Annotated in this window: 20 protein-coding genes; 10 read left to right on the forward strand and 10 right to left on the reverse strand. The window is 64.5% G+C overall.

What is annotated here, in order from left to right:
- The first annotated feature begins 10 nt into the window (after nt 1-10).
- Entirely contained in the window at nt 11-1,015 is a 1,005-nt protein-coding gene (locus MTX23_RS32175) for a YafY family protein (protein WP_280974103.1), read from the forward strand.
- A 5-nt stretch (nt 1,016-1,020) separates the two neighbouring features.
- Here MTX23_RS32175 and MTX23_RS32180 read toward each other — a convergent pair whose 3' ends face one another.
- The 8 genes from MTX23_RS32180 to MTX23_RS32215 form a co-directional block, all read right to left on the reverse strand.
- Nucleotides 1,021-1,731, reverse strand: coding sequence for a nitroreductase (locus MTX23_RS32180; RefSeq protein ID WP_280974104.1), 711 nt, complete (start codon nt 1,729-1,731; stop codon nt 1,021-1,023).
- 2 nt (nt 1,732-1,733) lie between these two features.
- On the reverse strand, nt 1,734-2,978 hold the full coding sequence (locus MTX23_RS32185) for an acyl-CoA dehydrogenase (protein ID WP_280974105.1): 1,245 nt from the start codon (nt 2,976-2,978) through the stop codon (nt 1,734-1,736).
- A gap of 136 nt (nt 2,979-3,114) precedes the next feature.
- Nucleotides 3,115-4,362 carry an acyl-CoA dehydrogenase gene (locus MTX23_RS32190; RefSeq protein WP_280974106.1) on the reverse strand — a complete coding sequence of 416 codons (1,248 nt, stop codon included), beginning with the start codon at nt 4,360-4,362 and terminating at the stop codon, nt 3,115-3,117.
- Nucleotides 4,363-4,476: 114 nt separating this feature from the next.
- Nucleotides 4,477-5,604, reverse strand: coding sequence for an acyl-CoA dehydrogenase family protein (locus MTX23_RS32195; RefSeq protein ID WP_280974107.1), 1,128 nt, complete (start codon nt 5,602-5,604; stop codon nt 4,477-4,479).
- Between the two features lie 118 nt (nt 5,605-5,722).
- On the reverse strand, nt 5,723-7,594 hold the full coding sequence (locus MTX23_RS32200; protein ID WP_280974108.1) for an AMP-binding protein: 1,872 nt from the start codon (nt 7,592-7,594) through the stop codon (nt 5,723-5,725).
- A gap of 41 nt (nt 7,595-7,635) precedes the next feature.
- Nucleotides 7,636-8,442 (reverse strand): enoyl-CoA hydratase/isomerase family protein, encoded by an 807-nt coding sequence (locus MTX23_RS32205; protein WP_280974109.1) that lies wholly within the window; start codon nt 8,440-8,442, stop codon nt 7,636-7,638.
- Between the two features lie 186 nt (nt 8,443-8,628).
- Complete coding sequence (locus MTX23_RS32210) at nt 8,629-9,387, reverse strand: SDR family NAD(P)-dependent oxidoreductase (protein WP_280974110.1); 759 nt, start codon at nt 9,385-9,387, stop codon at nt 8,629-8,631.
- Between the two features lie 104 nt (nt 9,388-9,491).
- Complete coding sequence (locus MTX23_RS32215) at nt 9,492-10,154, reverse strand: TetR family transcriptional regulator (protein ID WP_280974111.1); 663 nt, start codon at nt 10,152-10,154, stop codon at nt 9,492-9,494.
- Between the two features lie 162 nt (nt 10,155-10,316).
- On the opposite strand from MTX23_RS32215, the gene MTX23_RS32220 reads away from it, so the two are divergent.
- Together MTX23_RS32220 and MTX23_RS32225 are read left to right on the forward strand one after the other, a co-directional pair.
- Complete coding sequence (locus tag MTX23_RS32220) at nt 10,317-11,489, forward strand: acetyl-CoA C-acetyltransferase (protein ID WP_280974112.1); 1,173 nt, start codon at nt 10,317-10,319, stop codon at nt 11,487-11,489.
- An 86-nt stretch (nt 11,490-11,575) separates the two neighbouring features.
- Nucleotides 11,576-13,120 (forward strand): acyl-CoA synthetase, encoded by a 1,545-nt coding sequence (locus MTX23_RS32225; protein ID WP_280974113.1) that lies wholly within the window; start codon nt 11,576-11,578, stop codon nt 13,118-13,120.
- Between the two features lie 134 nt (nt 13,121-13,254).
- Here MTX23_RS32225 and MTX23_RS32230 read toward each other — a convergent pair whose 3' ends face one another.
- On the reverse strand, nt 13,255-13,707 hold the full coding sequence (locus MTX23_RS32230) for a hypothetical protein (protein ID WP_280974114.1): 453 nt from the start codon (nt 13,705-13,707) through the stop codon (nt 13,255-13,257).
- A gap of 209 nt (nt 13,708-13,916) precedes the next feature.
- On the opposite strand from MTX23_RS32230, the gene MTX23_RS32235 reads away from it, so the two are divergent.
- The 7 genes from MTX23_RS32235 to MTX23_RS32265 all read left to right on the forward strand — a co-directional run bounded on the left by MTX23_RS32235 (nt 13,917) and on the right by MTX23_RS32265 (nt 19,839).
- Nucleotides 13,917-15,071, forward strand: coding sequence for an alpha/beta hydrolase (locus MTX23_RS32235; protein WP_280978291.1), 1,155 nt, complete (start codon nt 13,917-13,919; stop codon nt 15,069-15,071).
- 156 nt (nt 15,072-15,227) lie between these two features.
- Complete coding sequence (gene mbfA / locus MTX23_RS32240; protein ID WP_280974115.1) at nt 15,228-16,199, forward strand: iron exporter MbfA; 972 nt, start codon at nt 15,228-15,230, stop codon at nt 16,197-16,199.
- A gap of 12 nt (nt 16,200-16,211) precedes the next feature.
- Nucleotides 16,212-16,691 (forward strand): hypothetical protein, encoded by a 480-nt coding sequence (locus tag MTX23_RS32245; protein ID WP_280974116.1) that lies wholly within the window; start codon nt 16,212-16,214, stop codon nt 16,689-16,691.
- Nucleotides 16,627-17,118 (forward strand): hypothetical protein, encoded by a 492-nt coding sequence (locus tag MTX23_RS32250; protein WP_280974117.1) that lies wholly within the window; start codon nt 16,627-16,629, stop codon nt 17,116-17,118. The genes MTX23_RS32245 and MTX23_RS32250 overlap by 65 nt, the downstream gene beginning before the upstream one ends.
- On the forward strand, nt 17,115-17,642 hold the full coding sequence (locus tag MTX23_RS32255) for a cytochrome b/b6 domain-containing protein (protein ID WP_280974118.1): 528 nt from the start codon (nt 17,115-17,117) through the stop codon (nt 17,640-17,642). Before MTX23_RS32250 ends, MTX23_RS32255 begins: the two co-directional genes overlap by 4 nt.
- A gap of 188 nt (nt 17,643-17,830) precedes the next feature.
- Nucleotides 17,831-19,303 carry an amidase gene (locus tag MTX23_RS32260; protein ID WP_280974119.1) on the forward strand — a complete coding sequence of 491 codons (1,473 nt, stop codon included), beginning with the start codon at nt 17,831-17,833 and terminating at the stop codon, nt 19,301-19,303.
- Nucleotides 19,304-19,485: 182 nt separating this feature from the next.
- Nucleotides 19,486-19,839, forward strand: coding sequence for a nuclear transport factor 2 family protein (locus MTX23_RS32265; protein WP_280974120.1), 354 nt, complete (start codon nt 19,486-19,488; stop codon nt 19,837-19,839).
- 141 nt (nt 19,840-19,980) lie between these two features.
- On the opposite strand, the gene MTX23_RS32270 is transcribed toward MTX23_RS32265, so the two are convergent.
- Entirely contained in the window at nt 19,981-21,069 is a 1,089-nt protein-coding gene (locus MTX23_RS32270) for a Zn-dependent alcohol dehydrogenase (RefSeq protein WP_280974121.1), read from the reverse strand.
- Nucleotides 21,070-21,177: the final 108 nt, after the last annotated feature.

The following is a 21,177-nucleotide window of genomic DNA, read 5'->3' on the forward strand; positions in this document are numbered from 1 at the left end:
ATGATCGGCCATGCGTGCGAGCCGGCTGTTTTCCATCCTCACCACCCTGCAGGCGCGGGGCCAGGTCACCGCGCCCGAGCTGGCCGAGGCCTGCGAGGTCTCGGTGCGCACCATCTATCGCGACATCGACGCGCTCGCCGCCGCCGGCGTCCCCGTCTATGCCGACCGCGGCGCCGAGGGTGGCTACCGGCTGCTCGACGGCTATCGCGTGCGGCTGAACGGCCTGTCGCAGGGCGAGGCCGAGGCGCTGTTCATGGCGGGACTGCCAGGGCCTGCGGCCGCGCTCGGCCTCGAGCCTGCGATGATGGCGGCACAGACCAAGCTGATGGCAGCGCTGCCGGAACATCTGCGCCCCAACGCCAGAGGGATGCAGCAGCGCTTCCACCTCGACGCGCCCGGCTGGTTCGGCGAGACCGAGGAGCCGACGCATCTGCGCGCCATCGCTGGCGCGGTGCTGCGCGAAAACCTGATCGAGATCCGCTACCAGAGCTGGAGGGCCGAGAAGCGCCGGCGCGTGGCGCCGCTCGGCCTCGTGCTGAAGGGCGGCAGCTGGTATCTCGCCGGCCTGGTCGACGGCAATGTGCGCACCTATCGCGTCGCGCGCGTGCTGGATTGCACTGCGCTGGACACCCCGTTCACGCGGCCGGCGGACTTCGACCTCGCCGCTTACTGGCGCGCCTCGATCGAGCGGCTGGAGGCCGAGCTGCATCCGAACCAGGCAAAGGTGCGGCTGTCGCCGTTCGGCCTGAAGCTGTTCGATGCGCTGGCCCATCCTTATGTCAAGGCGCGGATGCAGCTTGCGGAGACCGCCGACGCGGACGGCTGGCGGATCGCCACCATGCCGGTCGGCAAGACCGTGTGGCATGCCGCCACCGAGCTGTTGCGCCTCGGCGCCGAGGCCGAGGTGATCGAGCCGCCCGAGCTGCGCGAGAAGATGGCGGAGATGACGGCGACGATGGCCGCGCGCTACGCACCGGCGCCGCAGCGCCGGGTGATCGAGGCTCGGCGAGCCTGAACGTCTTACTTGTCCACGAATGTCGCCGTGTCGGCCACCTTGGCGCGCGAGGTGCGATAGCTGTTCACCTTGTGGGCATGGTCAGCATAGCCGAACGAAATGCCGCAAACCACGCGGCGATCGTCGGGCAGATCGAAGTGGCGGCGGATCAGGCCGGAGTGACGGGCCAGCGCCGCCTGCGGGATGGTGCCGAGCCCGAGCGCCTGCGCCGCCAACATGAAGTTCGAGACATAGCCGCCGCAATCGATCGCGCCATAGATGCCGAGCGGCTCGTTGGTGTGGATCACGGCGACATGCGGCGCGCCGAAGAAATTGTAATTCTCCAGCGCCTGCTTCGCATAGGCCGCCTTGTCGCCGCGCGCAATGCCGAGCGTATTGTAGAGCTGGAAGCCGCTCTCGCGGCGGCGCTCCAGATAGACCCCGACATATTCACGCGGCGGCGTGAAATCGTAGTCCTCGCCGAGGCCGCGCGACGCCTCCGCATAGATCGCCTTGCGGAACCGCTCCTTGGCCTCGCCGGAGACGATCAGCACCTGCCAGGGCTGGCTGTTGCACCAGGACGCGGTGCGCTGTGCCACGTTGAGCACATGCTCGATCGTCTCCCGCGGCACCTCGCGCGGCAGGAAGGCGCGCACCGAGTAACGCTCGTTGAGCAGCTCCTCGAGCGCGCCGATGCGATCATCCGTCGCGTAACGCGGCTTCGTCGCGGCGTCCATGCTCAGCGCCCCTTGGTCGGGATCTTGTTGTAGGGCACGTCCTTGTCGACCCTGATGTCGCCGGGTAGCCCCAGCACGCGCTCGGCGATGATGTTGCGCAGGATCTCGTCGGTACCGCCGGCGATGCGCATCGAGGGCGACGACAGCAGCATCTGCTGGAACTGGCCGCGCGCCAGCTCCTCGCTGTCGCCGGCGAGGCTGCCGGCCGCGCCCTCCAGGTCCATCGCGTAGGTCGCGATATCCTGCAGCATCATGCCGGAGACGAGCTTGCCGATCGAGTTTTCCGGTCCCGGACGCTCGCCCTTCGACAGCGCCGAGATCGCGCGGTAGCTGGTGTATTTCAGCCCACTCGCCTTCACCGCCCAGCTCGCGAGCTTGGAGCGCACCGCCGGGTCGTCGATCGCCAGCCCATCTTCCAGCATCAGGTTGGAGCAGAACTCGAACATTTCAGGCACGCCGGTCGCAAGCCGCGCGCCGATCGACATGCGCTCGTTCATCAGCGTGGTCAGCGACACGCTCCAGCCTCCGCCAACGGCCCCGAGCCGTTGGCTGTCTGATATCACGACGTCGGTGAAATAGACCTCGTTGAACTCCTGCATGCCGTTGGCCTGCTTGATCGGCCTGACCTCGACGCCGGGACTCTTCATGTCGAGGAAGAACATCGTGAGGCCCTTGTGCTTGGGCACATTGGGATCGGTACGCGCGATCAACAGGCCGTAGTCGGAATAATGCGCGCCGGAGGTCCAGATCTTCTGGCCGTTGACGACCCAGTTGTCGCCTTTCTTCTCGGCGCGGGTGCGAAGGCCTGCGACGTCGGAGCCGGCCGACGGCTCGGAGAACAGCTGGCACCAGATCTCTTCGCCCGACGCGAGCTTCGGCAGATAGCGGCGCTTGGCCTCCTCGCTGCCCCAGGCCATCACGGTCGGGCCGCACATGCCCTCGCCGATCTGGAACGGCTGCGTCAGCTTGCCGTAGACGCCCTCCTCCTGCTGCCAGATCACGCGCTCGATCGGGGTCGCGCCACGGCCGCCATATTCCTTCGGCCAGTGCAGGCAGGCCCAGCCGCCCTCCGACTTCTTCTTCTGCCAGGCCTTGCCGACCTCGACCATGTCGTGCTTGGCGAGCTTGATGCGGCCGAGCGACGACTTCGAGAGCTCTTCCTCGAACTCCTTCGGCGCGTTAGCCGCAATCCACTTGCGGGCTGTGGCGCGAAACTCGGCTTCCTGCGGCGTGTCATCGAAATTCATGGCGAACCTCTTGCTTCCAATCCTGTGTGACTCTCTCCTCATGGTGAGGAGGCGCTTGCGCCGTCTCGAACCATGAGGCCCGACCGTGGCCTCATCCTTCGAGACGCCGCTTCGCGGCTCCTCAGGATGAGGGTCTCTAAGGTCTTCCCTTGGTCGGGATCTTGTTGAAGGGAACGTGCTTGTCGACCCTGATGTCGCCGGGCAGGCCCAGCACGCGCTCGGCGATGATGTTGCGCATGATCTCGTCGGTGCCGCCCTCGACGCGGGTGCCGGGCGCGCGCAGCAGCATCGCCTGGAATTTGCCCGCGACCTCGGCGTCTTCCGGGCCGTTCAGCGCGCCGGCGGCGCCCTGCAGGTCGAGCGCGTAAGCCGCGACATCCTGGATCATCGAGCCGGCGACCAGCTTGCCGATCGAGTTCTCCGGCCCCGGACGCTCGCCGCGGGAGAGCGCCGAGATCGCGCGCATGCTGGTGTATTTCAACCCGCTGGCCTTCACCGCCCAATTCGCAAGCTTGGAGCGCACCGCGCGGTTCTCGATCGCAGGACCATCTTCCAGCATCAGGCTGCTGCAGAAGTCGAACAGCTCGGGGAAGCCGGTCGCGACGCCCGCGCCGATCGACATGCGCTCGTTCATCAGCGTGGTCAGCGAGACGTTCCAGCCGTCATTGACATTGCCGAGCCGCTGCGAGTCGGGAATGCGGACGTCGGTGAAATAGACCTCGTTGAAGTCCGACGCCCCGCTTGCCTGCTTGATCGGCCTGACCTCGACGCCCGGGCTCTTCATGTCCAGGAAGAACATGGTGAGGCCCTTGTGCTTCGGCACGGTCGGGTCGGTGCGGGTGAGCAGGATGCCGTAGTCGGAATAGTGCGCGCCCGAGGTCCAGATCTTCTGACCGTTGATCACCCACTCGTCGCCGTCTTTCTCGGCGCGGGTGCGCAGGCCTGCGACGTCGGAGCCGCCGGCGGGCTCGGAGAACAACTGGCACCAGATCTTCTCGCCGGAAGCGAGCGGCGGCAGGTACTTGCGCTTCTGCTCCTCGCCCGCGAACGCCATCATGGTCGGGCCGCACATGCCGTGGCCGATGATGAACATCGCGCTGAGGCGGCCGAACGGGCCCTCCTCCTGCTGCCAGATCACGCGCTCGATCGGGGAAGCGCCGCGGCCGCCATATTCCTTCGGCCAGTGCAGGCAGGCCCAGCCGGCCTCGGCCTTCTTCTTCTGCCAGGCCTTCGCGACCTCGAGAATGTTGGCGCCCTTGAGCTGGACGCGCCCGAGCGAGGCCTTGCGCAACTCGTCCTCATATTGTTTCGGCGCATTGGCGGCGATCCAGGCTTTCGCCTCGGCGCGGAACGCGGCCTCCTGCGGGGTGTCGTCGAAATTCATGGCGCTTCTCTTCCCGTCATTCCGGGGCACGCGGAGCGTGAACCCGGAATCTCGAACCAAACCTCTGGATTCCGGGTCTGCGCTTCGCGCATCCCGGAATGACGACTCGTATGGTTACGCCGCGTTCTTCTTGCGCATGCGATCGATCAGCGCGTCTTCCCAATAGGACAGGCTGCCAAGGCCGAGCGCCACCGCGTTGGCGCGGCGATAGTACATGTGGCAGTCGAACTCCCAGGTGAAGCCCATGCCGCCATGGACCTGGATGTTGTTCTTGGCGCAGTGCTGGAACGCCTGCGTCGCGCTGATGCGCGCGGCAGCGGCGGCTTCCGGCAGCTCGCCGGCATTGGTCGAAAGCGCCCAGGCGCCGTAGTAGCAGTTGGAGCGCGCCAGCGTCGCCGAGACATACATGTCCGCAAGCATGTGCTTGACCGCCTGGAACGAGCCGATCGGGCGACCGAAGGCGATACGGTCGAGCGCGTAGTCACGGCCCATCTCCAGCGCGCGGTCGGCGCCGCCGACCTGCTCGAAGGCCATCAGCACCGCGGCGCGGTCGAGCACCTGCGTGATGACGCCCCAGCCTTCGCCGGCAGCACCAAGCGGTTCGGCCTTTGCATCCTTGAACGTGATCTCGGCCTGGCCGCGGGTCGGATCGATATTGGTCAGCGGCTTGACCTCGACGCCGCCGGCCTTGAGATCGACGATGAACAGCGAGATGTCGGAGTCGCGACCGCTCGATCCGGTGCGTGCGGCGACCACAGCAAAATCGGCGATCGCGCCATCGGGTACAGGCTTCTTGACGCCGTTGAGCGCGCCGCCATTGGCAGTGAGCTTGATCGCCTTCGGTGACGGATTTCCCTTGCCCTCGAACAGCGCCAGCGTGCCAATGGCTTCACCGCTCGCGATCTTCGGCAGCCACTTCTGCTTCTGCGCATCCGAGCCTGCAATAAGGATCGCTTCGGCCGCGAGATAGACCGTGGATGAGAACGGCACCGGCGCCAGCGCGCGGCCCATTTCCTCGGCGATCACGCAAAGCTCGAGATGGCCGGCCCCCGCGCCGCCGAACTTCTCCGGAATCGCGACGCCGAGGAAGCCCATCTCGGCGAGGCCCTTCCAGAGCGCCTTGTCGTAGGACGCTTTGCCGTCGAGCACTTCGCGAACAGCCTTGGGCGGGCACTGTTCGGAAAGGAATTTCCGCGCCTCGTCGCGCATCTGCTTCTGTTCGTCGGAGAAATCGAAATTCATGGCGCTTACCCGCGTTGCTGTTGTTACTTTGGCTTCGTAGGATGGGTGGAGCGAAGCGATACCCATCGATATCTTGGTTGGAGATGATGGGTTTCGCTGCGCTCTACCCATCCTACGGTCAGTTCAAAATGATCACCTCATCGCCGGGCTGGTCGGCGTAAAGCCTGTCCACCAGCGCGGCGCGGCGCTCGAGGCCGGCGCGCTGGTTGATGTAACCCTTGTCGGTGAGTTCATTGCCGTCGATCGACGGCGGCTCGACCATCAGCATCGCGCGCGCGACGCGCATGCTGCTGCCGGTGGTCGAGGAATTATGCGCCTGCAGCCCCGTCTTGAGCCGCGCGATCACCTCGGGATGCCGGATCACATCCTCGAAGGTCGCATCCGCGTTGCCGACAAGCTGGCGGCACGCGTGCAGGTTCGGCCAGCACAGCAAGCCGATGAACGGACGATCCTGGCCCGTGACCAGTGCGTCATGCACCACGGGCGTCGCCGCCGCGATCGCATCGGTGCGGAGCGAACCGACATGGACGAAGGTACCGGTCGTCAGCTTGAAGTCCTCGACCACGCGGCCGGCGAAGATGATGCCCTGCAGCGGATCCTCGGCATCGACGAACACGCCGGCATCGCCGATGCAGTAGAAGCCCTCGTCGTCGAACATCTTCTTCGTCAGCTCGGGCTGGCCGAAATAGCCGGGCGTGACGTTGACGCCGCGCAGCCGTAGCTCATATTTCGAGCCGCACGGCACCATCTTCAATTCGACGCCGGGGAACGGCAGGCCGATCAGGCCGACGCGCTCGGTGTCCCAGTAGGTGCCGGTCGAGGTCGGCGCGGTCTCGGTCGAGCCCCAGCCGGTGTAGAACACGACGCGCTCGCCGGTCGTCTTCACCGCGAGCGCCTGCATGCGATCATAGAGATCGTCAGGCAGCCGCGCCCCGCCATAGGCCATGATCGAGAGGTTCTTGAAGAAGCTGCGGCACAGCGCGTCGTCCTTCTCCATCGCTGTCGCCAGCGCGGCGTAGCCGGCCGGCACGTTGGCGTAATAGGTCGGCGACACCTCGCGCAGGTTCTTGATCGTTTCCTCGAACTGACCCGGCATCGGCCGGCCGTCGTCGATATAGAGCGTGCCGCCGTCGACGAGGATGGGATGGAACGCGGCGTTGCCGCCCATGGTGTGATTCCACGGCATCCAGTCGAGCATGGTCGGGATCGGACCATTGGCTTCACGCGGACGCACCTGCATCATCATCGCCGCATTGGCGCACATCATCTCCTGGGTGTTGATGACGGCCTTGGGCATGCCGGTCGAGCCGGAGGTGAACAACAACTTGCCGACGGTCTGAGGCGTGATCATCGCGATCGACTGCGCGACCGCAGCCGTTACCGGCGTCGCGGCAAGATCGGCAAAGGCCACGCTCCTGATGCCCTCGCAGGGACGCTGCACGTGGACGACGGTGATGCCTGAGAGGTCGAGCGCCTTCAGCGCCTTCTCGAAGGCGGGTCCGTCCTGCACCATCACGACGGCGGGCTTGATCAGGTTGAACAGATATTTGAGCTTGAGGTGATCCTGGCTCATCAGGGAGTAGGCCGGCGAGACCGGCGCCGCCGGCAGCCGCGCCTGCATCGCGGCCTGCGTCATCAGCGCGTGCTCGATCGAATTGCCTGAGAGGATCGCGACCGGGCGGCCTTCCGCGAGGCCAAGATCGAGCAGCCCTTGCGTCAGCGCATCGACGGTGCGCTTGGCCTCGCCATAGGACATCTTGCGCCACTGCCTGTCAGGGCCGCCGCGCTGCGCGAGCCAAATCCGCTCCGGCGCCTGCTGCGCCCATTTGGCGAGATAGGCCGGAATATGCGTCTCATACGCCTGAAGCGGAATGCGCGACTTCAGGACGACGGTGCCGTCGTCGCGTCGCTCGACCGCGATGTCTCGCGCCAGCCAGTTCACCTTGCGAAAGGCGGGCTTCGTCAGCATCGCCGCCGCACTCCCATCCATTTTGCGTCTCCCGGAATTCTTGTCCTTTGAAGGATCTGTTCTCAGCGCCTGATATAGACAGGCTTTCGTTTCTCGAGAAAGGCCCTGATGCCCTCCTGGAAATCTTCCGAGCGGCTGCACAGGACCTGATTGCGATCCTCCATCGCAATCACGGCCTCGATCGAGCCGGCATCGACGCTCATGTTGAGGCATTCCTTCGACAGCCTCAGGCCCACCGGTGACGCCGTCATCATCGCCTCCACATAAGAATTGGCGGCGGTATCGAGATCGGCGACGTCGACAACTTCGGACACAAGGCCGACGGCCAGCGCGCGATCGGCGTGGATGAAGCGTCCGGTGAGGATCAATTCCGCGGCAACGGAAACGCCGACGAGGCGCGGCAGGAAATAGCTGGTGCCGATGTCGCAGCCCCCTAAGCCGAGCTTGATGAAGGCGCAGTTCATCCGCGCGTTCTTGGCCACGATGCGGATGTCGGCGGCGAGCGCTAGCGCAAAGCCGCCGCCGGCCGCGGCGCCGTGCACCAGCGCGATGATCGGCTGCGGGCAGCGCCGCATCAGCATCACGATGTCGGCAATGCGGCGCTGCGAGTCGAGCGATTCGGTGACGCCGGGCGGCTCGGCCTGTCCACCGCGGCGGGCCATCGCGTGCTTGAGGTCGAGCCCAGCGCAGAAATTGGCGCCGGCGCCCTTGAGCACGACGACGCGCGTATCACGGTTGCGTTGCAGACCCTGGAAGTAAGTGTTGAGCGCATCGATCAGCGAAGGATCGAGCGCGTTGAGGCTCTCCGGGCGATTGAGCGTGACCCAATCGACCCCGTCGTGATGTTCGATCAGCAGCGGTTGAGACACGCCTTACTCCTGCATCTGCGGATGCGGTGCCAATTGATGCGCCCTCTCCCCTTGCGGGAGAGGGCATGTGCGGTCGTGCCACGTGCTCACTCCGGAGACGGGTGGTCGCGGAGAGAACCCCTCTCCCGGCAGCCTTCGCTGCCGCCCTCCTCCGCAAGGGGGAGGGCAAAGCAGCGGAGTCCGCGTCTATCGAGGAGCCATACGGATGGCGCCGTCGAGACGGATGGTTTCGCCGTTGAGCATCGGGTTCTCGACGATGTGCACCGCGAGCGCGCCATATTCGCTGGCGTCGCCGAGGCGGGCCGGATGCGGCACCTGGGCGCCAAGGCTCTTGCGGGCTTCCTCGTTGAGGCCCATCAGCAGCGGCGTCAGGAACAGGCCGGGTGCGATGGTATTGACGCGGATCTTCAGGCTGGCGAGGTCACGCGCGGCCGGCAGTGTGAGGCCGACGACGCCGCCCTTCGAGGCCGAATAGGCAATCTGGCCGATCTGGCCCTCGTAAGCGGCGACGGACGCGGTGTTGATCGCGACGCCACGCTCTTCGCCGATCGGCGCCTCGGTCGCCAGGCGCTCGGCGAACAGGCGGAGCACGTTGAAGGTACCGATCAGGTTGACGTTGATGATGCGGACGAACTTCGCCAGCGGATAGACGCCGTCCTTGCCGACGATGCGCTGCGAGCCGCCGATGCCGGCGCAATTCATCAGCACACGTGCGACGCCATGCGCGGCTTCGGCCTTGGCGATCGCTGCCTTGATCGCCTCTTCGTCGGTGACGTCGGCGTGCAGGGCGACGCCCTTCACTTCCGCCGCGACCTTCTCGGCATTCTCCTTGTTCTGGTCGATCACGCCGATCTTGGCGCCCTTGGCGGCCATCGCGCGGGCGGTCGCGGCACCGAGACCGGAGCCACCGCCGGTGATGAGAACGGCAACGTCTTTCAACTGCATGAGGACAACCTTTCCTTGAGCGTTTCTTCTCTAGACTTGCTTATGGCGAATGGTGAGTAGCCAATGGCGAGTAGAACGGAGGACCTGACTCCATTCGCTATTCGCTATTCGCTATTCGCCATTCGCAATTCCTTCTCTTTCAGCACGCCGCCGAAGATCAAGGCTTCCATGTGCTTGATGTAATCGCGGCAGACTTCGCCGGTGACCGGACCGACGCCGACCGCACGCGACATCGCGTGGCGGCCGAAGAACAGGTGATCGCAGGCGCCGATCAGGCTGGTGTAGAACAGCACCGGATCGATCTTGCGGAACTCGCCGGCCTTGATGCCTTCGGCCAACAGGCGGCGGTGGAAATCCAAGAGCGGCGCGACGAAGAATTTCGACACCTCGTCGGCGGCCTGCGGCGTGCTTTCGTGCAGCAGATAGTGGATCAGCCGGTTCATGTAGGGGAACTGGTGATAGGCGCGGATGATGCCGCCGATGTGCAGGCGCAGCTTCGCGGTCGGCGTGATGGGCTGAGCTAGCAGATATTCAAGCTGCGACATTTCGGTCGCGGCGTCGCGGGCCAGCAGCGCCAGCAACAGCCCGTCCTTGTTGCCGAAATGATACTTCACGAGCGCGGCGTTGACGCCGGACTTCTGCGCGATGTCGGACAACGAGACATCGATCGACGCGCGCTCGATCATCAGCTCGCTGGCTGCGACCAATAGCTTGTCGGCAGTGGCATTTCTGCCGGCCGGAAGTCTCGTCGGTATGCTGGTATTCAACTGCGCTCTGGTCCTGGGGCTGTCGGCACGTCGAGGCCGCACATAAGCCCATGGCGGGGCTGCACTCAAGAGTTAATTGATTGATTGACTAAATGCGGGACCGCCCATTAAATCCGGCCCATCTTTGAACCACGCCAATCCAGAACATCAGGGAGATCAGACATGGCCGAGGCATATATCGTCGCCGCCGCCCGCACCGCCGGCGGCCGCAAGGGAGGGCGTCTTGCCGGCTGGCATCCGGCCGATCTGGCCGCCACCGTGCTGGACTCGCTCGTCGAGCGCACCGGCGTCGACCCCGTGCAGGTCGAGGACGTGATCATGGGCTGCGTGATGCAGGCCGGCGAGCAGTCCAACAACATCGCCCGCAACGCGGTGATGGCCTCGAAGCTGCCGGAAAGCGTGCCCGCGACCTCGATCGACCGCCAGTGCGGTTCGTCGCAGCAGGCGCTGCACTTCGCGGCGCAGGCGGTGATGAGCGGCACCATGGATTGCGTGATCGCCGCCGGCGTGGAATCGATGACCCGCGTGCCGATGGGGCTCGCCTCCTCGCTGCCGGCCAAGAACGGCTTCGGCCACTACAAGAGCCCAGGGATCGAAGCGAAGTATCCCAACATCGTCTTCAGCCAGTTCACCGGCGCGGAAATGATGGCGGAGAAGTACGGCCTGTCGAAGGACGAGCTCGACGAATATTCCTACAACAGCCATCAGCGCGCGATCGCGGCGACCCAAGCCGGCCACTTCAAGGACGAGATCGTGCCGGTGAAGATCACCCGCGCCGACGGCTCGACCGATACCCATCACATCGACGAAGGCATCCGCTTCGACGTTAGCCTCGAGGGCATCAAGGGCGTCAAGCTGATCGCCGAGAACGGCAAGCTCACCGCCGCCAGCGCCAGCCAGATCTGCGACGGCGCCTCCGGCGTGATGGTCGTCAACGAGAAGGGCCTGAAGGCCCTCGGCGTCAAGCCGATGGCGCGCATCCACCACATGACCATGATCGGCCATGACCCGGTGATCATGCTGGAAGCGCCGCTGCCCGCCACCGAGCGCGCACTGAAGAAGGCCGGCATGAAGATCGACGACATCGACCTGTTCGAGGTCAACGAGGCGTTCGCTTCGGTGCCGACCGCATGGCTGAAGACGACGGGCGCCGATCCGGCCCGGCTCAACGTTAATGGCGGCGCGATCGCGCTCGGCCATCCGCTCGGCGGCAGCGGCACTAAGCTGATGACGACGCTGGTCAACGCGCTGAAGCAGCGCAACAGGCGCTGGGGCCTGCAGACCATGTGCGAAGGCGGCGGCATGGCGAACGTCACCATCGTCGAGCGTCTCTAAGAACAAGAAGAAGCGATTGACGACTGGCGAGCAGGGAGTGCGCTTCCTGCTCGCCATTTTCATGTTGAACACACGAGGAAACGTCTGTGACCCATCCGTCTGTCCACGCACGCAACACGCCTGACAAGATCGCCTATCAGATGGCCGGCACCGGCAAGGCGATCACCTATCGCGAGCTCGACGAACTCTCGAACCAGGGCGCGCATCTGTTCCGCGCGCTCGGCCTGAAAGCTGGCGACCATATCGCGCTGTTGATGGAAAACCGCCTCGCCTTCATGGAGCTGTGCTGGGCGGCGCAGCGGAGCGGACTCTATTACACCGCGATCAGCCGCTACCTGACCGAGGAGGAGATCGCCTACATCATCAAGGATTGCGGCGCCAAGGTCTTCATCACCACGCCGCAATGCGCCGACAAGGTCAAGGGCCTGATCAAGGGCGAGCCGGGCGAACCGCTGTTCTACATGATGGACGAGCCGGCGACTGGCTTCCGCTCCTATGACAAGGAGGCCGCCGCGCAGCCAACCACACCGATCGCGGACGAGGTCGCGGGCTACGACATGCTCTATTCGTCCGGCACCACCGGGCGCCCGAAGGGCATCAAGAAGGAGTTCGAGGGCAACCGGATCGACGTGCCGAACCCGTTCCTGCGCATTCTGTGCGGCGACATGTGCGGCATGAATGCAGACAGCATCTATCTGTCGCCGGCGCCGCTCTATCACGCGGCCCCCTTGCGCTTCAACATGATGGCGATCGTGCTCGGCGGCACCTCCGTGATCATGGAGCATTTCGACGCCGAGGAATTCCTGAAGCTCGTCGAGAAATACAAGGTCACGCAGTCGCAGCTGGTGCCGACCATGTTCGTGCGCATGCTGAAGCTGCCCGACGAGGTCCGCGCCCGCTACAACGTCTCGTCGCTGAAGGGCGCGATCCACGCGGCGGCGCCCTGCCCGGTCGATGTGAAGGCGAGAATGATCAACTGGTGGGGCCCGATCCTGATCGAGTATTACGCTGGTTCCGAAGGCAACGGCGTCACGGTCTCGACCTCGCAGCAATGGCTGACGCATCGCGGCACGGTCGGCCGCGCCGTGGTCGGCAAAGTCAAGATCCTGGACGAGAACGATCAGGAAGCGCCGACCGGCCAGATCGGCCAAGTCTATTTCGCCGACGCGCCGGTGTTCTCCTATCACAACGATTCCGAGAAGACGAAGCGCGCCTACAACGCCAAGGGCTGGTCGACGCTCGGCGATGTCGGTTACCTCGATGACGAGGGCTTCCTCTATCTCACTGACCGCAAGAGCTACATGATCATCTCCGGCGGCGTGAACATCTATCCGCAGGAGACCGAGGACGTGCTGATCACGCATCCCGCCGTCTCCGACGTCGCGGTGTTCGGCGTGCCGAACGAGGAGATGGGCGAGGAGGTCAAGGCGGTGGTGCAGCCGCACGACATGACGAAGGCCGGCAAGGATCTGGAGGCCGAGCTGATCGCGTTCTGCCGCACGCATCTGTCGCCGATCAAATGCCCGAAGAGTATCGACTTCGAGGCCGAGCTGCCGCGCACGCCGACCGGCAAGCTGGTGAAGCGCCACTTGCGCGACCGCTATTGGCCGAAGCCGGCGGTGAAGGCGTGATTGCGCTGCCCTCCCCAGAAAGGGGGGCCGGTTCGCATGTAGCGAAGCCAAATGCGAACCGGGGGAGGGTGAAGGATGCGGCGCATCGCCCTTGAGGCGCCACCGTTGTCATGGCGACTCTCCGGGACGCCTTCCTAAATCGAAGCCGCCGGCTCGCAGGCGGCGGACGACGCCGCGTGCAGATGCAATTGTCCCTGCTGGCCGGACGCCGTGGTGGTCCATTGCGCATCGATTCTTTGCAGGTCGTCGGACAGCTTGCCGCGATGGCTGCCGCCGGTCTCGAATGCCGTGCCGTCCTCCGGCGGCTGCTCGAAAATCTCGACCTGCAGATCCGGCAACCTGACGAACATGCGAATCTTGATCGTCGTCACCTCGCGCCCAACCTGATACGCCCCGCAGCCGCTCGCCTCCGCATTTTGCTCGTTCAGGGCCCGCACCTTGTCAAAGGTGAAAACGACATTCTGCACCGTCTTGTCGCCATCCCAAAGAAACTCGCCGATAAAGGCGCGCGGCAGCTTTTCGGTCAGCTCCTTGAGGTCGGCTGCATGGGCGACGGACGCAAGCAACAGGCTCGCGGCCACGATCATCGCAACGAGGCGGGACAAACTTCTGCTCCTTGCACAACGCATGCGGCATGCATCCCTTGAACAGAGTTGCTATCGTTCGCCCTGAGAGGCCGATCGCTCGAACTTCTCGTCCTCGCCCGCTACAAGGCAAACAGGTAGCATTCAATGGCCGCCGGCGTACAGTCACATGCGCTGCATCCGCGGCGATGTTGATCAAGGTGGTCTGCACGATGGAAGCACTCCCCGACGTCCCGCTCCCCTCCACGATCCGCTCGCGTTATGTCGACGGCATCAACGGCCTCACCATGCACGTGCTGGAGGCCGGCTTCGAGACGCCGGGCCGGCCGTGCCTGTTGCTGCTGCACGGTTTCCCCGAGCTCGCCTTCTCGTGGCGCAAGGTGCTGCCGGCGCTCGCCGCGGCCGGCTATCACGTGATCGCGCCGGACCAGCGCGGCTATGGCCGCACCACGGGCTGGAGTGCAGATTACGACGGCGATCTCGCGCCGTTCCGGCTGCCGAACCTGGTGCGCGATGCGCTCGGGCTGGTGGCCGCGTTCGGCTACAAGAGCGTCGATGCCGTGATCGGGCACGATTTCGGCTCGTCGGTCGCGGCGTGGTGCGCATTGATCCGGCCCGACGTATTCCGCGCGGTGGTGATGATGAGCGCGCCGTTTGCCGGACCGCCGGCGCTGCCGTTCAACATTGCGAACGCGCCGGCGAAGCTGGCGGGCGAGGATCCCGTGCACCGGGAGCTGGCGGTCCTGCCGCGGCCGCGCAAGCACTATCAATGGTACTATTCGACGCGCGAGGCCAATGGCGACATGCATCGCGCGCCGCAAGGCGTGCACGATTTCCTGCGCGCCTACTACCACCACAAGAGCGCGGACTGGACGGACAACAAACCCTATCCGCTAGAATCATGGTCGGCGGACGAGCTCGCCAAGCTGCCGACCTACTACGTGATGGATCTCGCCAAGGACATGGCGGCGACGGTCGCCGAGGAGATGCCCTCGCGCGAGGCGATCGCCGCCAACAAATGGCTGCCGGACCACGAGCTTGCCTATTACAGCGCCGAATATCGGCGCACCGGCTTCCAGGGCGGGCTGCAATGGTATCGCTGCGGCACCTCGGGCGCATTCGTGCCGGAATTGCAGACGTGGAGCGGACGCACCATCGACGTGCCCTCCGCGTTCATCTCGGGCAGGCAGGATTGGGGCACGTATCAGCGGCCCGGCGTCTACGAGGCAATGCAGACGAGAGCCTGCACGCGGATGATCGGCTGCCACCTCGTCGACGGCGCCGGCCATTGGGTGCAGCAGGAGCAGCCCAAGGAGGTGAGCCGCCTGCTGCTCACATTCCTGCGAGAAGCCGGCACAGCGGAATAACGACGCCGACCGACTTATCTCGTTGTCCTAGCGTGTGTTCTTTGCTCGCATCTGTCCGCGGACCGGCGCCGCCGCGGCGATCGCCCTTATTTGACCTGGCGGTGGCAACCCTCTATAGATTAGAATTATTCTAATTCTAATCTATAGAGCGCCACCGTGAAGAATTTCGCCGATTTGACCGAGCGCGAGGTGTTGGCGGTCGCAATTGCCTCCGAAGAGGAGGACAGCCGCATCTACATGACATTCGCCGAGGACCTCGCGGGCCGCTACCCTGATACGGCGAAGATTTTCGAGGAAATGGCGGAGGAGGAGCGCGGCCATCGCCACCGGCTGCTCGAAACCTACGAGCAACGCTTCGGCCCGCACCTGCCGCCGATCCGGCGCGAGGACGTCAAGGGATTCCTGCGTCGCCGACCGATCTGGCTCACCAAGAACCTGCCGCTCGACACCATCCGCAAGGAAGTCGAGACCATGGAGCTGGAGGCCGAGCGCTTCTACGCCAAGGCCGCCGAAAAGGCCGAGGATGTCGGGGTGCGCCGCCTGCTCGGCGATCTCGCCGAGGAAGAGAGGAGCCACGAGAAGCTCGCGGTCCAATTGACCGGCGAGATCCTCAAGCCCGACGTGCGCGCGGCGGAAGATCGCACACGGCGGCGGATGTTCGTGCTGCAATATGTGCAGCCGGGCCTCGCCGGATTGATGGACGGCTCGGTCTCGACATTGGCGCCGCTGTTCGCCGCCGCCTTCGCCACGCATCACAACTTCCAGACCTTTCTGGTCGGCCTTGCCGCCTCGATCGGCGCCGGCATCAGCATGGGCTTTGCGGAAGCGTTGTCCGACGACGGCTCGCTGACCGGGCGCGGCTCGCCCTGGCTGCGTGGGCTCACCTGCGGCCTGATGACGACGTTCGGCGGATTGGGCCACACAATTCCCTATCTCGTTCCCGACTCCTGGCCGAATGCATTCTGGATCGCGACCGCGATCTCCGGCATCGTCGTATTCTTCGAGTTGTGGGCGATTGCCTTCATCCGCGCACGCTACATGGACACGCCGTTCCTGCAGGCGGTGTTCCAGATCGTGCTCGGCGGCGCGATCGTGCTGGCCGTCGGCATATTGATCGGAGCGGCGTAGAGAAGATTGCCGATGTGCAGTCTCAGCCAACACGGATTCCTGGCCGGCGCCGCGCTGACCATGCTGGCCGCGCTCGGATGCAACCGTAGTGCGAAGGCAACCGACGAGATCCAGGTCTACAATGCCGGCATCGCCGAGCCTGGCCAGTTCACCGTCCAACAGCACCTCAACTATGTCGGTATCGGGCAGAAGGACCCACCCTTCCGCGGCGGCTTTCGCTCCAACCACAGCCTCAACGGCACGCCGGAATTCGCCTATGGCATGACCGACTGGTGGGAGGTCGGACTCTATCTGCCGTTTTCCGTGCAGGACCGGCAGTTCCTGTCCGATGCCTTCAAGCTGCGCACGCTGTTCGTCTCGCCGAACGCCGACAAGCGCAACCTGTTCTACGGCGTCAATTTCGAACTCAGCTACGAGATGCCGAAATTTGCGCAGACTCGCTGGGGTTCTCGAGATCCGGCCGATCATCGGCGTGCGCAACGAGGACTATGAATTCATCGTCAACCCGATCATCGATGTCGGCTTCGGCAAATATGGCGAGGCGGATTTCGCACCGGCCGCCCGCGTGGCGCGCAAGCTGAAGGACGATGTGTATGTCGGCCTCGAATATTACGCCTACTTCGGCAAGATCGGCGACTTCAGTCCGCTCGCCAAGCAACAGCATACGCTGTTCGCGGTGACCGATTTCAAGCTCGGCGATGTCGACGTCGATTTCGGCATCGGCTACGGCCTCACGCCGGCCTCTGACCGATTCGTCGTCAAGACCATTATCGGCTATGCGTTTCCGGTACCCGGAGCCAGGGAGAGTTCGGGAGAGCGCACAAGCGCGAACGGCCCGATCAATCCGATGGCGTATCTTTCGGCACGTACCACGCCCTATTCGGATCGGTCCAATCCTCCACGTCTGGAATACCCATGAGCCGCCTGTCCTACGACACCACCGCAAAGCTCTTCCACTGGACCATCGTGGGCTTGTTGGCCGTGCAGTATCCGATCGGCTGGCTGATGCCGGACATCCATCGCGGTCAGACCCCAGGAGCCGCGATGACGTTCCACATCTCGTTCGGCATCCTGATCCTCGCCCTGATCGCGCTACGATTGATCTGGCGCTTGACACACCCGGTCCTCGCCGAGCCGTCGCTTCCAGCGTGGCAGCGGATCGGTGCTTGGGTCGCGCACTGGATGCTCTATCTGCTTGTACTGGCGACGACCGTAACCGGCTGGCTGTTCGCATCGTTCCGGGGCTGGTCAGTGTCGTTCTTCTACATGTTGCCGCTGCCGATGCTCGCCTCGGACAACGCCGCGGCCGACAAGGCCATCGACGGGCTGCACCAGGTCGCGGAATGGTCTCTGCTGGTTCTGATCGGCCTCCACGTCGCGGCGGCGCTGGCGCATCTCTTGATCTACCGCGATCGCGTCATGCACCGCATGCTCCCAAACTAGAGCGCTTTTTCGAGCGAAGTGGATGCCGGTTCGCGTGAAGAAAACGCGTCAAAGCAAGAATCTTGAGCTTCGGTTCTGATTCAATCAGAACCGAAAACGCTCTCGACCGGCCGCGCAATTGCGATCAAGCTGGCCTTGCTCGCCTGCTCCATTCTGAGCATGATCACGCCCGAACAATGGAGCGCACCATGGCCAAATCGCAATGGAGTTTCAAGACCGCCGTCGAACTGTCGGCGGCGCTGAAGGCAAAGCAAGTGTCAGCCGTCGAACTGGCCGAGGACGCGATCAGCCGCATCGAACGCCATGACACCAAGATCAACGCGATTTGCGTGCGCGATTTCGAGCGCGGCCTTGCTGCGGCCCGCGCCGCCGACGCCGCGATCGCGCGCGGTGAGCACCGGCCGCTGCTCGGCATCCCGATGACCGTGAAGGAATCCTTCAATGTCGCAGGATTGCCGACGACCTGGGGCAATCCCGCACAGAAGGATTTCACCCCGGTCGAAGACGCGCTCTCGATCACGCGGGTGAAAGATGCCGGTGGCGTGATCCTCGGCAAAACCAACGTACCGCTCAACCTCGCCGACTGGCAGAGCTACAACGATGTCTACGGCACCACCAACAATCCCTACGATCTCGGCCGTACGCCGGGCGGCTCGTCCGGCGGATCGTCGGCGGCGCTGGCCACAGGTTACGGTGCGCTGTCGCTCGGCTCTGACATCGGCGGCTCGCTGCGCGTGCCCGGCTTCCATTGCGGCATCTATGCGCACAAGCCGACCTTCGCGCTGTTGCCCTCGCGCGGCCACACGCCGCCGCCTTTGCCGCCGCTGCCGTTCGACCGTGATCTCTCGGTGATCGGCCCGATGGCGCGCGGCGCCGCCGACCTCTCGCTGTTGCTTGACGTGATGGCCGGCCCCGATCCGCTGGAGGCGGGCAAGGCTTACCGCCTCGAGCTGCCGGCTGCGCGGCATGCGTCGCTGAAGGATTTCCGTATTCTCGTGATCGACACCGATCCGGTGCTGCCGACCGACAAAACGATCCGCGGCATGATCGACAAGCTCGCCAGCAACCTCGACAAGGCCGGCGCCAAGGTCTCGCGCTCGAGCCCGTTGCTGCCGGATTTCGCGGCCTCCTCGCGTCTCTATATGCGCATGCTGCTGTCGTTCCTCGGCGCAACCTTCCCCCCGGAAGTGTATGCCGGTGCATGCGCGGCAGCGGCGGCGCTGCCGGCCAGCAACACCAGCCTGCAGGCCGAGCGCCTGCGCGGCATCGCGCTCAGCCATCGCGACTGGGTGATCGCCGACGGCGCCCGCGCTCGCCTGCGCGCGCAATGGCGCGAGCTGTTCAAGCCGTTCGACGCGGTGATCTGCCCAATCATGCCGACCCCGGCCTATCCGCACGATCATTCGCCCGACCAGGAGCAGCGGCGGATCATGATCGACGGCGAACCGCAGGTCTACACCGACCAGCTCGCCTGGCCCGGGATCGCGACCCTGCCCGGTCTGCCCTCGACCGCAATCCCGACCGGCTTCGCGCCCGACGGCTTGCCGATCGGCGTGCAGATCGTCGGCCCCTGGCTGGAAGACCGCACACCCCTGAAGCTCGCCGAACTGATCGAGCGCGACTTCGGCGGGTTCGTGCCGCCGAAGATGTTCGACGATTGACCAAGGCCGCGCCGTCATTTGCGAGCCAACGGGTCGCGCGAATGCGCGCCCGATGACAGGCTCCGCGAAGCAATTCATCTCTCCGCATAGGCGGATTGCTTCGTCGCTTCAGCGCAAAATTGCCTTGCAATTTTGTCGCGAGCTCCTCGCAATGACGGTGGCATGAACCGGGAGGACCAATAATGAACAACGACATCGAGGAGCTGACGAAGCTCAACAAGGACTACGTCGACTCCGTTCAGAACTGCGACGTCAAACGCTTCGACGAGATCCTGGCGGAGGATTTCTACTGCACCAATCCCGACAAGAGCCTTGTCGATCGCGCTGCCTTCCTGAAGCAGACGGCGATCCCGGTGAAGATCAAGGGCCTGAAGGCCGAGGACGTCAAGATTCGCATCCTCGGCGATTTCGCCATCATCCACGCGCAAACGAGCTACATCGGCGCGGACGGCCAGCCCGCGCATGGCCGTTACACCGATTGCTGGGCCAGACAGAACGGAAAGTGGCTTGCGGTATCGGCGCACGTAGCGCGGTAAGGGCCACGCTCGCAGCGACACGCTCCGCCGTCATGCCCCGCTTCATGCGGGGCATCCAGTACTCCGCGGCCGCAGTTGATTCACACAACTTCCGCCGCGGCGTACTGGGGCGCCCGGTCGAGCCGGGCGACGACAAATTCCCTAACTGTCGAACACGATCACGCTGCGCAGCGTCTTGCCGGCCTTCATGTTGGCGAAGCCTTCGTTGATTTCCGAGAGCTTCAGCTTGGCCGAGATCCAGTCCTCCAGATGCAGCTTGCCGCGCATGTAGAAATCGACGAGACGCGGCATGTCGACGCGGAAGTGGTTGGAGCCCATCGACGAACCCTGGATCCGGCGTTCGCGCAGGAAGTCAAAGCCGTGCAGCTCGATCTTCTGGCCAAACGGGATCATGCCGACGATGGTCGCGGTGCCGCCGGCAGCGAGCATGCCGAACGCCTGCTCGGCGGTGTCCTTGCGGCCGAGCACCTCGAAGGAATGATGCACGCCGCCGCCGGTCAGCTCGCGCACCTGCTGCACGACGTCGCCGTTCGCGGGATCGACGATATCGGTGGCCCCTAGCTTGGTCGCGAGTTGCAGCTTGGCCGGATTGGTGTCGATCGCGATGATGCGGCCGGCGCCCGCGATCTGCGCGCCGTTGATCGCGGCCATGCCGACGCCGCCGCAGCCGATCACCGCCACCGTCTCGCCGGCGGTCACCTTCGCGGTGTTCACCACGGCGCCATAGCCGGTGATGACGCCGCAACCGATCAGCGCTGCGAGATCGAGCGGCATCTCCTTCTTGATCTTTACGATGGCATTCTCGTGCACCAGCATCTGCTCGGCGAAGGACGAGAGATTGAGGAACTGGTTGAGCTTCTCCGGCCTGTTCCACTGCAGGCGATTGGATGCGCCGGGCAGCATCTTCACCGTGGTATCGGTGCACAGCACGGTGCGGCCGGTGGTGCAGTTGTCGCAGGTGCCGCAGAACACCGACAGGCAGGTGACAACGTGATCGCCCGGCTTCACGTAGTTGACGTCGGAGCCGACCTTCTCGACCACGCCGGCCGATTCATGACCGAGCACGGCCGGCAGCGGATGCGGATACAGTCCTTCCATGAAGTGCAGGTCGGAGTGGCAGAGGCCGGCGACCGCGGTGCGGATCAGGACCTCGCGCGGCCCCGGATTGGGCACGCTGACGTCTTCGATCACCAGCGGCTTGTTGACTTCATGCAGGACGGCGGCCTTCATCGGAATTTCCTCTCGTGTTTATCGTTGCGTACGCTCTCCACCTCTCCGATTGGGAGAGGTCGGAGCGCATCGAAGATGCGGTCCGGGTGAGGGGTTGAACTATCGAGA

Source organism: Bradyrhizobium sp. ISRA436 (assembly GCF_029910015.1).
In the GTDB taxonomy this organism is placed as follows: Bacteria; Pseudomonadota; Alphaproteobacteria; order Rhizobiales; family Xanthobacteraceae; genus Bradyrhizobium.

Excerpts from the sequence above, each read along its gene's own strand:
- MTX23_RS32175 (WP_280974103.1), top strand. The coding sequence starts at position 11 with ATGCGTGCGAGCCGGCTGTTTTCCATCCTCACCACCCTGCAGGCGCGG.
- MTX23_RS32180 (WP_280974104.1), bottom strand. The coding sequence starts at position 1,731 with ATGGACGCCGCGACGAAGCCGCGTTACGCGACGGATGATCGCATCGGC.
- MTX23_RS32185 (WP_280974105.1), bottom strand. The coding sequence starts at position 2,978 with ATGAATTTCGATGACACGCCGCAGGAAGCCGAGTTTCGCGCCACAGCC.
- MTX23_RS32190 (WP_280974106.1), bottom strand. The coding sequence starts at position 4,362 with ATGAATTTCGACGACACCCCGCAGGAGGCCGCGTTCCGCGCCGAGGCG.
- MTX23_RS32195 (WP_280974107.1), bottom strand. The coding sequence starts at position 5,604 with ATGAATTTCGATTTCTCCGACGAACAGAAGCAGATGCGCGACGAGGCG.
- MTX23_RS32200 (WP_280974108.1), bottom strand. The coding sequence starts at position 7,594 with ATGGATGGGAGTGCGGCGGCGATGCTGACGAAGCCCGCCTTTCGCAAG.
- MTX23_RS32210 (WP_280974110.1), bottom strand. The coding sequence starts at position 9,387 with ATGCAGTTGAAAGACGTTGCCGTTCTCATCACCGGCGGTGGCTCCGGT.
- MTX23_RS32220 (WP_280974112.1), top strand. The coding sequence starts at position 10,317 with ATGGCCGAGGCATATATCGTCGCCGCCGCCCGCACCGCCGGCGGCCGC.
- MTX23_RS32230 (WP_280974114.1), bottom strand. The coding sequence starts at position 13,707 with ATGATCGTGGCCGCGAGCCTGTTGCTTGCGTCCGTCGCCCATGCAGCC.
- MTX23_RS32235 (WP_280978291.1), top strand. The coding sequence starts at position 13,917 with ATGGAAGCACTCCCCGACGTCCCGCTCCCCTCCACGATCCGCTCGCGT.
- MTX23_RS32245 (WP_280974116.1), top strand. The coding sequence starts at position 16,212 with ATGTGCAGTCTCAGCCAACACGGATTCCTGGCCGGCGCCGCGCTGACC.
- MTX23_RS32255 (WP_280974118.1), top strand. The coding sequence starts at position 17,115 with ATGAGCCGCCTGTCCTACGACACCACCGCAAAGCTCTTCCACTGGACC.
- MTX23_RS32260 (WP_280974119.1), top strand. The coding sequence starts at position 17,831 with ATGGCCAAATCGCAATGGAGTTTCAAGACCGCCGTCGAACTGTCGGCG.
- MTX23_RS32265 (WP_280974120.1), top strand. The coding sequence starts at position 19,486 with ATGAACAACGACATCGAGGAGCTGACGAAGCTCAACAAGGACTACGTC.
- MTX23_RS32270 (WP_280974121.1), bottom strand. The coding sequence starts at position 21,069 with ATGAAGGCCGCCGTCCTGCATGAAGTCAACAAGCCGCTGGTGATCGAA.